A 13198-nucleotide genomic window follows, 5' to 3' on the forward strand; every position below is an offset into this window, starting at 1 on the left:
TGTGATTGTATTTTTCTAGTCTTACTGTTTCTAACGACTTGTAGCAAAGTCAAGACTAAAGAGTAGTCATAACTTGTAGTCAAAAGTGAAATGCTGTTGAAAGCATCCCGATTTGTTTAACACTTATTTTATTTATATATAAGTACACTTTTACGCGATATTGGTGATAATACAATTATTGGGGCTGGAAGTGTCGTTACAAAAGATACACCTTCAAACGTTATTGCAGCAGGGGACCATGTCGAGTTATCAGGTCTATCACTGAAAACGATAAAATCGGGTTAAAAGTAACCGAAAACAATAGTTAAAGCGACAAGGTTCTTAGTAAAAATTTGGAGGCATTGCATGAGCCATAGGAGGTCCCTAAGGTTAAATAAACAGCATCTCTACTAACTAAAACTACATACACAAAAACCCTGTCCTTAAATTGGATAGGGTTTTAAAGTTTAGGTTTTTTTAGTTCATTTATATATTATTCGGTTGCTGTCGTAGCTGGAAGAACATTTGTATGTTCAAAAGTAGACTTAACGTTTGCACTCGATGTTGTTTTAGTAGCGGTAAAATCAAATGGTGCGTTGAATTGTGATTCTATGTCTCCAACAATGACATTACCTTTTTTACCGGTTAAAGGCACGCTAGAATGAGTAACAAACAATGTTTTTCTGTCTTGAGTAATAAAATAAGAAGTAGGCTCGATTTCTTTAAATGTTCCATCGCTGAATTCTACACTGAAAATAAACGCATTTACAACTTCTTCTGCTGTGTACTCTTCTGGAACCGGCTCACTTAAAAATACTTTCGTCCGGTGTTCAGTAGCTACTTGCGCACCTGATGCTGTTGGATAATAGCCGTTTTCCAGAGAGAAAAGGAAAGTGTTCCAAAGCAAAATAGCGAATTCGCCTCGTGTAATATTACTGTTTGTTCCAAATGAAGTCGCTGTTTTACCCGAAGTAATTTCAGTTCCGTATAAAGACTCAATATATGACTTGAATACGCCGCCAACATCAGTAAACGGTGTAGATTTTGCATATTCTTCTAACTCAAATGCGGTTACAATAAACTTTGCCATAGCTCCACGACTTAATGGCAGTTCTGGTTTAAACTCTGTGCTCGTTACCCCAGAAACAACTCCAATTTCAGCAAGTGCATTAACAGAACCACGTATACGAGAATTTAAATCTTTAAATCCTGCATCTTTTGCGTTTGCCGTATCTAATTCAAGCATTTTAGCCAAAATTACGGCAGCATCCCCACGAGTCAGTGTTTGTGTAGTTCCAAATTTTGTTGCTGAAACACCATTAATCATTTCGTTGAGATACAAAAAGCTTACTGCATCATCATAACGACTACCTACATCAGTAAATGGATGCGCAAGTTCAAGTTCTTCTGCATTTGCTGGAACCGAAATACTAGAAATCGCTACGGTAGCGGCTGTTGCTGCCGTAAATAATGTGTATTTATTCAAATAAATATCTCCTATTCTTTTGTTTGATAAAAATATTCTAACATGAAAGATTAACCAACAGTTCGTCCATATAAATGAACAATACTATTCGCGGATGGAATATTAGTTGACAGAGAAACTTGAAATTGACATACAAAGGCTAAAGTTTAGTGTGTGACAAAGCCTTTTCATAGGTATGGAAAAAACACACTTCTGGGATTAATACACAATTATTAGCAAATTCTCATTTTTTGGTGATATGCTGGTCATAAAGGGGGCAGTTACTGTGAAAAAAATCGTGTTGGTATTGATATTGGGTACATTGCTTGTTGGATGTAGAGATGAAGTCTCATCAGTACCAGAAGAGCCTAAAAAGCAGGAGCAAACATCAGAACAGGAGAAAAACGTGTTTGTGGAACTGGAGCAGACAACAGATGATACGACAATTCGCGACGCGGCGTATGAAAAGGTGCTGCACGATAAGACACTGACAGGCGGTTATTTAGGCAAAGTGACGCCGGAACTGAAAGAAGATTATGGCGTGCAGTCCATTGAATTTTACGCGGTAACAGATGCTATTCAAAGTATTTACGGGAATTTTTATGAGTACGGTATTCTATATTTGAAAAATCAGGAATCCGGCGCTAAGGAATCTGGTGTCTGGGTCGGCATAAAAAATCCGGATGATAAAGCGGAGGAACTGGCTCGCCGTCTGCAAAAACAAGTCGATGAAGGCAAAATTTTGGCTAAATACATTCACTTGTTTGAGAGCGAATACAGTGACCAGGACAACCAGGATTTAATGTATGAAGTGTCGAAAGCGATCAAGCCGATGAAAGACGCAATGCCGGAGCCAGAGCGGGTGGCACTGAGTATAAGCGTGGATACGATCACGAGGACCATTGAAATTGGGCATGACTTTTTAACAGACGAGCAGATTGAGAAGCTGAGGGAGAAATTTTCGGATCATGAAATGGACTTTACGCAAGAAGGAAGAATGCTTCCGCTTCCGGAAGAGCCGGATGTTGAATATCCGGAAGAACCCGTCTCGCATAAACAAACAAAGGAAGGAAGCTGGGTAATGGAGGTATCGGAGGACAGCATGTTGATTGTCGGTTCAAAAGCGTATGATTTTTCGGGAACCGGAGAGCAGGAGCATTACGATGCCACATATTACTCCTTTCCAAAAGCAAACGTAAAGCTGAAGGTCGGCCAGCGTGTGATTGTCGAAGCATCCGGGCCAATCGCTGAATCATATCCGGGACAAGGCAGTGCTAAATTTGTTACCGTTTTGCCGGCCTATCAGCCAAAAGGCGCGGATTTAACCGAAGAAGAGGTGGTTCGAAAAGCGATCGAACAGCGAAAGGAAAACTCACACGTAGAAGGTATTCATAAAATTACCTATAACAAAGAAATAGACGAGTGGATCCTTACATTTGTTGGCTCAATGGGACCAGAACCCGTTGTCACAGATATTACAATTGCAGACCAAAAATAAAAGTTTATTTTAGGCCGTTCTCGTAGACTACCTTGTCGATCAAATTTCAACGAAAAGCTTCATTTTCAATTATTGTTCGCAGTAGACCGATAATGTTGATTAAGACAAGAAAAAGAACAACAGCTTCAAAAATGCTAAATAAACACTAATCAACCCTGAAGTTCCTGTGATAAACTAAAATGTATAACTATGGAATTTATTTCAGGAGGACAATTCATTGCAACAGAAACTTGCTTATCTTCTTATCAGCCTTACTGCACTCCTTTTAATCGGCTGCTCCGATAAAGAGCCAAAGAAATTTAATTTAGACCAACTTACCAGAGTAGACATACAGGAAATAACCCCAAAATCAGAGAATGAATTTGTGCTTATGGAGGAAAAAGATTTAAATATCATCAGAGAAGCGTTTAAGGAAGTCGAATGGGAACCAAATACAATGGTGGATATTCAAGGCGAAAGAACGGTGGAAGCCACTTTCTTCTACACGTATGAAGAGAACATGCCTGAACGGTTATTTGTGTATGAAGTTTATCTTATGAAAAATGGAAGTATCTCTCTTCAGAGCGAAAAAGGAGAAGAAGGCTACGGCGAGTTAAGTAAAGAACATGCTGAAAGCTTAAAAACACTATTTTTCAGAAATAAATAACGTATTTAACAGCATGCAAGGCGCGTTATTGCGCGTACATAAGAGGCTTATGGTTATCTCGTTGATAATCATAAGCCTCTTTCTTATTTATTTAATTTAGTTGTTGGTCAACAGTAGGCCGAAACTGTTGATTCAGAAACTTATGAGAGCCTATAGTAATTTTCAGCAGTATGTATAGACCACCACCAAAATTTTTCACCTTGGCTCATGGTAAATCGGTCTAGCCATAGCTCAAAGTTCATCTGTAATGGCTCAGCTTCTGTAAATTGTTCTGTGTGGTCTTTCCATAGAAGATAATTTTTTTGGTTTTCATGCTGGACCATTTTATGTATGAAGATAGTCAGCGTATGCTTGCGGAAGAAGCGTCGTTAATCGCGCAAAAAAAGCTGCGGGGATGAATCCGCAGCAGAAAGAAATAGGGGGTAATTAGTTAATAGGAATACCCGTTTCGGCAATAAAATAAACCGCATACAAAAAAGGCTGCGGACGCGACTCCGCAGCAAAAGACAGATGAGTGATGAAAGGTAGGTGGTAAGAAACCTTGCTTACTGTTACCCGCTCTACAGAACGATAAACAGCAAGTATGAAATTTGTGAAATAAAGCTGCAACGGGCGCTATACATAAAAAAAGACTGCGGAAAATCGGCAGCAAATCGTAACACGTATGTAGAGAAATTAGGAGGTGGCAGGGTTACCAGGTTTACCCTTTTGCCCGTTAAACCAAATACATAAAAAAGCTACGGAAGCTCCGTAGCAAAATCCAGCTAGATATAGTACAACGATTGATGAGGTATCCAAGGCGTTAGCATATCGTTGCATGTTAATCTTTACCCGCTGCGATGAGAAAATAAACCACAAATGACATTTACAGACCATATTGTAAATGTGGATAAAGCGGCCGGAGAGGATCCCTGAGTAGACGGTGCTTCGCTGTGCTGTCCATTTTACGGCAAGTTTAAAGAGATCGTCGCGCCTATATAATTGAAGGTGCTTGTCAGCCATTTGTTCAGCGTGTATAAGGTATATTCTATGCCACTGACATTTGAAAAAACTGACGTCGAAAACATCCCTTTGTCTGCTTTATATATGTCTGTGATGACGACAAAAAAGAAGCGTACTCGCTGCCAGGCTTCTTCAACAGTTTGCTGAATAAGATGATGAACCGTTATGTACTCGGCGAATAGAATTGAGTGCTTGCGGAGGACGAAGAACTAGCTAACTTTAGCGTTAAAGCTCGGATAAATGTAAAGAAGCCGGAAAATATTAACCCGACCTCAGCTTGCTAAGTTAAGAATTAAGCGGTGTTATAAAGATAAATGCACTAATTTCACACAACGAAATATAAATAAATGTAGGAGTAGGTTCATCTATATCTTTCAGTACAAGGATATAGGAATCCACTCTTATTAATCTGCCGGTAAATTCAATGTCGCTTTTAGTGATGACCGAAATAACTTGGCTTTCTAATTTTTTTAATTCACTCTCGAGTCCGGGGATACAGCAACAGTCACACCGTTTTTCTTGGTGCTCAATATTTTGATCGTCTTGTGAAGAGGAAGACATTCTTTAATCACTCCTTTCTTTAATAACTTATGAAGGAGTGTTTAAGTTTGTAACGATAATTACCTAGATTTGAATTGTTTTTTGAAGATATAGATATATCCGTAAAGACGTGAAAATCAAAATGTCGATTGGGTATGCAGTTTGTGACCATTCTATAGGATAAATGGAAATTTTATTTGCTGAAGCTGATAAAAATACGTATGAAGATAAGAAAGCGAAAAAGGAACAACATCAAACTAAATTGGGTTGGTGATGATTGAGACTACACAAATATTATAGGGATAATTTGATCGAAATTATGCACCATAAAACCAAGAAGCCAAAAGAAAATCAAAAGGTAAAGTCCTTTTAAAAAAGCTGTTCTGATTAACGCGAAGGTCGCGGTCACCCGCGGCGTGCTTCAGTTAGCTGGTATCTCGTTCACCTTTACGAACATACTCATTCAGCCCCTTCTATTTGTAAAGCAAATCGCCACACAAAAGGAAGGGGCTTTTTGCGGCGCCAGCATTTTCCGCGTATACATTCGCCCGGCTCATTCAAAATATAAAGAGCGGACTGTAAAGCGAAAGGAGCTGGGCAAGATGAAGAGACATGGACTTCTTAGGATGACGTTATTATCGGTTGTGGTAATGCTGGCTGCCGGCTGTGCAAATCAGGATGAAGAGGCTCACCAACTCGATTATGAAGAAACGAAAAAAATGGTTGTGGATATATTAAAAACCGATGAAGGAAAAAAAGCACTGCAGGAAGCGATAAAAGACAAAGAAGTCCGGCAGGAAGTGATCATGGATGAAAAAGTGATCAAAGAAACGGTTCAAACGACATTAACGTCTGATAAAGGCAAGGAGTTTTGGCAAAAAGCATTTGAAGATCCTAAATTTGCCGCAACGTTCGCCAAAAGCATGAAAAAGGAACATGAAGCACTTCTCAAAGAGCTGATGAAGGACCCGGATTATCAAAAAATGCTGATTGACGTTATGAAAGACCCTGAAATGCAGAAAACGATGCAGACAGCGATGAAAAGCCAGGAATTCAGAAAATACCTCCAAGGGGTCATAGAGGAAACGCTGGCCAGTCCTTTGTATAAAGCAAAAATGGAAGAAGCAATTAAGAAAGCGGCAGAAGAAGCGCAGAAAAAAGAGCAGGGAGGAAGCTAAGAAGTTTTAGCTTCCTGTTTTTTTGCGGTAAAGTCCCTTTTTAAAGGGGCTTTTTTCTTATTTACAAATGTAAGCGATTTAATCTCTTCTTTTTCATTTTGGGCATGTTTATACAAGGAAAAGAAGAGGTAGATGTATTTTTACCTCCTGCACTTCTTTGCACCTAGGTACATATAAACCATAACGATCACGAAAGGGAGAAGGGATAGAATGAAGACGAAGGCAACGAAAGAAAATGGTACAGGAAGGCTTGTATCTGTAGAAGGAGCTTCTGTCGAAACGGAAGTGCCGCGGAAAAAACAGTCATTATCTCAAAAAGCTTACTTAAAGCTCATTACGCTCATTTCAACATTCGGTGGTCTTCTGTACGGATACGATACAGGCGTGGTGAATGGAGCACTTCCTTTTATGTCCAGGGAAGACCAGTTGAATTTAACGCCGTTTACGCAAGGGCTTGTGACCAGCTCACTGCTTCTTGGAGCCGCGTTTGGAGCCGTATTTGGCGGAAGGATGTCTGATAAAAAAGGAAGACGGAAAACCATTTTAAGTGTTGCATTTATTTTTTTACTTGCTACAATCGGCTGCGCCGTTGCACCAAACGTGGAAACGATGGTTTTTTGCCGGATTGTATTGGGTCTCGCTGTTGGAGCCACTTCGGTTACCGTTCCAGCTTTTTTAGCGGAAATGGCACCTGCTGAACGCAGGGGGAGAGTCGTCACCCAAAACGAGTTGATGATTGTCACAGGCCAATTGCTTGCATACATATTTAATGCCGTTTTAGCTAATTCTTTCGGTGAACTTGCTCATGTGTGGAGATATATGCTTGTCATTGCGACTTTACCAGCGGTGGCTCTATGGATCGGGATGCTGATAGTTCCGGAAAGCCCGCGCTGGCTCGCTTCAAAAGGAAGATCAGTCGAGGCATTGAAGGTACTGAAAAAAATTCGGGAAGCGCAGCGGGCGAAAACGGAATTTAATGAAATTGAACATACGATTCAGGAAGAGGGCAAAATCAAAAAAGCGACTTTTAAAGACTTGAAGCTGCCTCACGTCCGCAGAATCGTTTTGATTGGAATCGGTATTGCGATGATTCAGCAGTTAACGGGCGTCAATTCGATTATGTATTATGGAACCGAAATTTTAAAAGATGCAGGATTTTCAACAGAAGCGGCTCTGGTCGGCAATATTGCTAACGGTGTGATTTCTGTATTAGCGACCTTTGTGGGCATTGCGCTACTTGATAAAGTAGGAAGACGCCCGATGCTGTTTACCGGCATGGCGGGCACAAGTACATCCCTGCTGTTAATTGGAATTCTGTCAATGGTGCTGAAAGACAGCAGTATGCTGCCGTACATTATTCTTGGACTCACCGTTGTTTTCCTTGCTTTTCAGCAGGCTGCGGTTTCTCCGGTTACCTGGCTGATGCAGTCGGAAATCTTCCCCCTTCATTTAAGAGGGCTGGCAATGGGGATTACTGTTTTTTGTCTTTTCACGATGAATTTCCTTGTGGGACTGCTGTTCCCGGTTTTGTTTGACGCATTTGGATTATCGAATACGTTCTTCGTTTTTGTTGGACTCGGCGTTTTATCTCTCTTGTTTATTAAGCGGTTTGTACCGGAAACAAAAGGGCGTACACTTGAGGAAATTGAGCATTCCTTCCAGGTATCGGAAGAACGTTATCTGGCTAAAGCAAAAAGAAAATAAACACATCGTTTTCCCCTTAATACCTTTTCAAAAGGTATTAAGGGGTTTTTTCATCTCTCTCTACTTGTAGCCGCGTACATATGTAGATGGGGGCCATAAAGCGGAATGGTATACAAGCAGGCGCTTTGTGCTATTTCGAGCAAAAAGAAATGGAATCATGTGATTTGTCGTTATTTGACGACCGAAAAAGATTGATTATGTAAACGCTTTCTTTTATAGTAGAACTTGGGTTGGATGGCACGCGTGGCCATCACGGTATTTGGCGTAGGCGGGGCTGATACCAGAGGAAGCGATATATGCAAGCTGCATCAATCGTTTTTTAAAATGAAAATGCATAGAAAGGCGGATGAAAAAGAAAGAGAGACTTTTACAATATGTTGAACAAAGCAGCCGCAGGCCGAAATAAAAGAGATGAAGAAACACACGCTTTATTGAGAGAGTAGATGACGGTACTTTTAAGCAGCTTTTTATCCGAAATATGAATGGGATTGGCTGCAGACCAACATAACATATTAATCAAAAGGTTTTATAAATCCTGAGATTGCTATGCAAGAAAATCTCGATCAGCAGCTTTCTGCTTTTTACCACTGCTGCATAAAATATCCTCGTTTTCTTCAAAGAATCATTATCAAGAGATGAAGATTCTTTCGTTTACTTTTTAACCGGCTCATCATCAGGCCCTCATGAATAAAATTCTATCGGAAGGCCGTTGGTGTTTATGCACCAGCGGCCTTCTTTCATTTAGCAAAGCAAACGGAATTAATTCATTTGCTTCGGTCGTTGCTTATCGGCTCTTTTTTAAAAGCGAAAGACTTTGTCTACACACCGAGAACGCCTAAATAGGCGTTCTTTCTCGTTCGCCTTCATTTGTCCATCATATTCGTACTTCACCATCACATAGCCATTGCCCGATTGATTCAATGCGTTTTTCATTAATGTTTTTTTACATCCGTGTTTAATACATCGTCCCTAACTGCCTGACAAGCGGCGATTTGCGTATCATACACGTGTTGAATAGAAGCAGAATCATTACTGTATTCATTGACCGCTTTTTCCATTTGTTTGTACTTCACTTTTGTATGGATCGTGTACGCTAAAAGCGCTTTTTAAAACGCTGGAATCGACCGAACGTGTATACAAAGCACAAATCCGGGGAAACTGTCGATGATTGCTGGCAAGGCGAAAGGAGAGAGAACATGAAGCGGAAAGCCACAAAAGATGCGGTGGAAAAATATGCGAAAACACCAAAGAAAAACGTTGAAGAAACCGATTATTCCGTTGAATTTGCCCGCGGGGAGGACCCAATGAAAGGGGCAAACCGAAATTCAAAATTGGGACGAAAAGGCAGAAGCTAAACATAAGAAAAGAGGAGGAAAAGCGCATTGTCACAAAACAACCAATTTAAGCCGGGACAAAAAGCGCCGAACAACGGTGTTTACATTGAAATCGGTGAAACAGGTTCTTCGGTCAACGATCCTCAAAAAATTGAGCTCAAAGCAGGCGATGATTTTCCGGATACAAAGAATAAAGATCGAATTTGGACACGGCATACAAAATCATAAAGCGAGCAGCCTTCTTAGACTTCTTCTCTAAGAGGGCTTTTTGGCGCGTGAAAAAAGAAGCCTTTATTACTTTGTTTGCATATAAAAGGGACAAGCCGCATACATTTGATCATGAGAAGAAAATGTTTTTTAAGAAGAGAGGGGACGGGAATGGAGATGAAAGAAGACATTCAATTCATAAGAGATATTATGGTAGATAAGATTGAGGAATTAAATGATGTGATTGAAATGGGCGGGACGCTCAGCCCTAAAGTGGAATTAACCTTTGCCATCGGTCTGCAAAGTTTGCTGAGCCAGTCGATTCAAAAAGGAGATAAATCGGGCAGAAACAACCCGCCTCCAGCCAAGAAGTCAGAATATGAAACACTTTCTTCCATTGCGAACAAGTAGCGGGTGGACAAGCCCTTAAAAACGGATCCTTTATGGGATCCGTTTCAGGCTGCCCGCAAACGCCCGCTTTCGGCGTCACTTGCCGACTGTGAATGCTCATGACCCGAAAAAGGTCACTCCGCTTCCCAGCCGGCGGCGTTCCTGGAAAGACAGACGTTTTCACTCAGCCTGCTTTCTTACTTTGTCTACACTCAAAAACGGATCCTTTATAGGATCCGTTTTTGATTAAAGAAATGTTCGCTGTACTTTATGCCAGAATGAATTGTTTTTTAATTTAACCGTTTTAATAATGCTGCCGGTCATTTCCACTTCGATGTTTTGAATATTTTGGATGCTGAGCGCTTCATTGTCCAGGCCGATCACCGGGTAGTTATTGCCGTCTTGTGCGATGCTCAGCGTCAGCTTGCGGTCACTGTGTAAGATAAACGATGAACCGAGCGTACGGAATTGGTTATTGTTTAAAGATGCCATTTCATTCACCTGCATACACGGAATGCGAGGGTCTACAACAGCTCCATTTAAGGACCGGTTGTAAGCTGTGCTTCCAGTTGGTGTAGAAACAACAATGCCGTCACCGCGGAATGTTTCAAAGTGAAGGTCATCAATATGTACGTCCATGACTAACGTTTTAATAATGGAAGAGCGAACGGACAGCTCGTTCAAGCATTTGAAATGAGATTCACCGTCAATATGCACATCTATCACCGGATAGCGGCGCACTTCCACTCCTGCCGATTGAATCGCTTCGATCATTTTCTCCGTATCGCGAATGTGAAAATCACAATACAAGCTTGCTTCCACTTCGTCTGTTATACCGACGTATAAGCAGTCATCACGGAACCCGGATTTGCGGACCGCCTGCAAAAACGCTCCGTCGCCGCCGACCCCCACAATAATATTGGCTTCTTTGTAATCATCCACTACGACAAATCCCTGTTCTTCAGCAAGTGTAATCAGTTTTTGGATGTCAGGCAGTTTTTCAGGATCTTTTTTATACGAAAAAAACATATTTCTTCTTGATTCCATTGGCTAAAACTCCTTTATCGTACAAGATACCTCCATTCTAATGTATAACGGCGGCAATAGTAAAGAAGGACGCCAGGTGAAAAAAGCAATTGTGATTGGTGCAGGAATCAGGAGCCTGGCTGCCACTGTTACATTACAGTCAAGAGGCATACATACAACGGTTTTGACGAAAATCCGCACGCAGGAGGCAAAATGAGGAGTGTCAATGTTCCAAAACCCGTTACTGAGAATCGTGGATCTGGAACGCATAGGCATTCATATGTCAACGAAGAACGGTAAAGTCATCTCTCTTAAAAATGGTTTCACCCATATCCGTAAAGGGGCTGGCAATAAAATGAACGCTCTGGTTTCAGCAGGGGACTTCTATCTTTATTAAAGCTAAGAAGAAATGACTTTGCCTGCCGACCCTGTCATCCCGCCTGTTAATGCGCTGCATACGCGTTTAGAAAAGAATGGAAAGGGAACGTTTCTACTAAACAAGTAAGCGCAGGAGGGAAACAGCTTGGCAAACGAATGGTGGAAAACAGCAGTCATTTATCACATATATCCCCGCAGTTTTCAAGACAGTAACGGAGATGGGATTGGTGATTTACAGGGCATCATTTCAAAGCTGGATTATGTGAAAAAGCTGGGGGTGGATGCGATTTGGCTTTCACCGGTATACAAGTCGCCGAATGTCGACTATGGATATGACGTATCGGATCACCGGGCCATATCAGAAGACTATGGCACGATGACGGATATGGAGGAATTGATTTTTGAAGCAAATCAACGCGGACTAAAAGTGATTTTAGACATTGTGTACAATCATACATCAGATCAGCATCGCTGGTTTTTAGATGCGAAAAAGTCGAAAACGAGCCGGTTTCGGGATTTTTATCATTGGCGCCCCGGCACTCCCGATGGTCCGCCCTCCGACTGGATGTCTACCTATAATACAAGTGCATGGGAATTTGATGAAAAAACGGGTGAGTATTATCTGCATATGAACAGCCGGCGGCAGGTGGATTTAAACTGGGAAAACCCGAATGTCATCCATGAAGTAAAAGAAATGATGATTTTCTGGATCCGAAAAGGCGTTTCGGGATTTCGGATTGACCAGCTTGGCCACATTAACAAAAAGAAATCACTGCCGTCATACGAACAATATGCAGACAAAGAAGCGGATCCCCATTTCGAAATCATTAAAGATGAAGGAGCCCATCCGTACGTCCATCATTTAAACGAAGCCGTTTTTTCAAAATACAGCATGATGACGGTTGGAGAAAGCGGCTCGGCTACACCGGAAGAAGCCCTTTTGTATACTGATCCGGCTCGGCGCGAAGTGAATATGGTGTTTTCCTTTGACCACCTGCAGATTGAAGAAGGAGACTCGGAATCCGATGTAAAAGTAAATGTGGTCCAGTTAAAAAAAGTAATGGAAAAATGGCAGAAAACCCTGGAGGAAAAGGGCTGGAATACGCTGTTTTGGTGCAATCACGATGAGCCGCGCATTGTCACGCGTTTTGGAGACGAAGGCGAGCACTGTGCAGCGTCTGCTAAAATGCTGGCCGCAACACTACATATGATGAAAGGAACACCGTATATTTACCAGGGAGAAGAAATCGGCATGACAAATGCAGATTTTGAAGGAATAGAGGAGTTTCGGGACAGCAAGTCGATTACAGAGTTTCACCAGCGCCATTATGAACAAAATGAGGAAAAAGAAAGCGTGCTGGCCGACTTAAATAAAAGAAGCCGTGATCAGGCAAGAACGCCCATGCAGTGGGATGATGGGAAAAATGCCGGGTTTACGGAGGGAGAACCGTGGATTAAGGTCAATAATAACTATTTAAGTGTGAATGTACAGCAGAACCTCGATGACCCGGAATCAGTTTTTTGGTTTTACCATAAACTGATTCACATTCGGAAAACAGAACCGGTTGTGACCGAAGGAACCTTTGATTTAATGGCGCCGGATCATCCTTCGGTGTTTGCTTATACGCGGACAGGAGGGGGCGAAGTACTGCTTGTTATCAGTCATTTTGGCAAAAAGCCGGTTTCTTTTGCAGTAGACAGGGAGCAGATAAGCGGCCTGTCGGGTCACCTGCTTTTATCCAATTACACAGTGGAGGATGACGCGTCGGCTCTGGAGAAACCTTTTGAGCTGCGTCCGTATGAAACAAGGATTTATCTGTTTAAAGAAACGGAAAAAGAACGATAAAAAGC

The 13198-nt window shown here is 41.5% G+C and carries 12 protein-coding genes and 1 pseudogene; 10 read left to right on the forward strand and 3 right to left on the reverse strand.

Features of this window, described 5'->3' with window-relative positions; genetic code table 11:
- Window positions 1-159 precede the first annotated feature (159 nt).
- Window positions 160-308, forward strand: a pseudogene (locus RRU94_RS16195) (sugar O-acetyltransferase); the annotation flags it as partial.
- A 164-nt stretch (window positions 309-472) separates the two neighbouring features.
- Here RRU94_RS16195 and RRU94_RS16200 read toward each other — a convergent pair.
- Window positions 473-1465 (reverse strand): S-layer homology domain-containing protein, encoded by a 993-nt coding sequence (locus RRU94_RS16200; protein ID WP_315695744.1) that lies wholly within the window; start codon window positions 1463-1465, stop codon window positions 473-475.
- A gap of 265 nt (window positions 1466-1730) precedes the next feature.
- Between RRU94_RS16200 and RRU94_RS16205 the strand changes: the two genes are divergently transcribed.
- Both RRU94_RS16205 and RRU94_RS16210 read left to right on the forward strand, forming a co-directional pair.
- Window positions 1731-2942: a DUF3221 domain-containing protein gene (locus RRU94_RS16205; protein ID WP_315695746.1), complete on the forward strand. Its 1212-nt coding sequence runs from the start codon at window positions 1731-1733 to the stop codon at window positions 2940-2942.
- Window positions 2943-3159: 217 nt separating this feature from the next.
- The gene (locus RRU94_RS16210) at window positions 3160-3588 is read left to right on the forward strand and encodes a hypothetical protein (RefSeq protein WP_315695748.1); all 429 of its coding nucleotides are present in this window, start codon (window positions 3160-3162) and stop codon (window positions 3586-3588) included.
- A gap of 1287 nt (window positions 3589-4875) precedes the next feature.
- Here RRU94_RS16210 and RRU94_RS16215 read toward each other — a convergent pair.
- Entirely contained in the window at window positions 4876-5151 is a 276-nt protein-coding gene (locus RRU94_RS16215) for an LSm family protein (RefSeq protein ID WP_315695750.1), read from the reverse strand.
- Window positions 5152-5732: 581 nt separating this feature from the next.
- Here RRU94_RS16215 and gerD point away from each other — a divergent pair.
- The 5 genes from gerD to RRU94_RS16240 all read left to right on the forward strand — a co-directional run bounded on the left by gerD (window position 5733) and on the right by RRU94_RS16240 (window position 9964).
- Window positions 5733-6308, forward strand: a complete 576-nt coding sequence (gene gerD / locus RRU94_RS16220) for a spore germination lipoprotein GerD (protein ID WP_315695752.1) — start codon at window positions 5733-5735, stop codon at window positions 6306-6308.
- A 210-nt stretch (window positions 6309-6518) separates the two neighbouring features.
- Window positions 6519-8012 (forward strand): sugar porter family MFS transporter, encoded by a 1494-nt coding sequence (locus tag RRU94_RS16225; protein WP_315695755.1) that lies wholly within the window; start codon window positions 6519-6521, stop codon window positions 8010-8012.
- Between the two features lie 1196 nt (window positions 8013-9208).
- On the forward strand, window positions 9209-9367 hold the full coding sequence (locus tag RRU94_RS16230; protein ID WP_242233181.1) for a hypothetical protein: 159 nt from the start codon (window positions 9209-9211) through the stop codon (window positions 9365-9367).
- 27 nt (window positions 9368-9394) lie between these two features.
- Window positions 9395-9574, forward strand: a complete 180-nt coding sequence (locus RRU94_RS16235) for a YjzC family protein (protein WP_315695757.1) — start codon at window positions 9395-9397, stop codon at window positions 9572-9574.
- A 150-nt stretch (window positions 9575-9724) separates the two neighbouring features.
- On the forward strand, window positions 9725-9964 hold the full coding sequence (locus tag RRU94_RS16240; RefSeq protein WP_315695759.1) for a hypothetical protein: 240 nt from the start codon (window positions 9725-9727) through the stop codon (window positions 9962-9964).
- A gap of 225 nt (window positions 9965-10189) precedes the next feature.
- On the opposite strand, the gene RRU94_RS16245 is transcribed toward RRU94_RS16240, so the two are convergent.
- Entirely contained in the window at window positions 10190-10990 is an 801-nt protein-coding gene (locus RRU94_RS16245) for an NAD kinase (protein WP_315695761.1), read from the reverse strand.
- 199 nt (window positions 10991-11189) lie between these two features.
- On the opposite strand from RRU94_RS16245, the gene RRU94_RS16250 reads away from it, so the two are divergent.
- Together RRU94_RS16250 and RRU94_RS16255 are read left to right on the forward strand one after the other, a co-directional pair.
- Window positions 11190-11366, forward strand: coding sequence for a hypothetical protein (locus tag RRU94_RS16250; protein WP_315695764.1), 177 nt, complete (start codon window positions 11190-11192; stop codon window positions 11364-11366).
- A gap of 126 nt (window positions 11367-11492) precedes the next feature.
- Window positions 11493-13193, forward strand: coding sequence for a glycoside hydrolase family 13 protein (locus tag RRU94_RS16255; protein ID WP_315695765.1), 1701 nt, complete (start codon window positions 11493-11495; stop codon window positions 13191-13193).
- Window positions 13194-13198: the final 5 nt, after the last annotated feature.

The organism is Domibacillus sp. DTU_2020_1001157_1_SI_ALB_TIR_016 (genome assembly GCF_032341995.1).
In the GTDB taxonomy this organism is placed as follows: domain Bacteria; phylum Bacillota; class Bacilli; order Bacillales; family Domibacillaceae; genus Domibacillus; species Domibacillus indicus_A.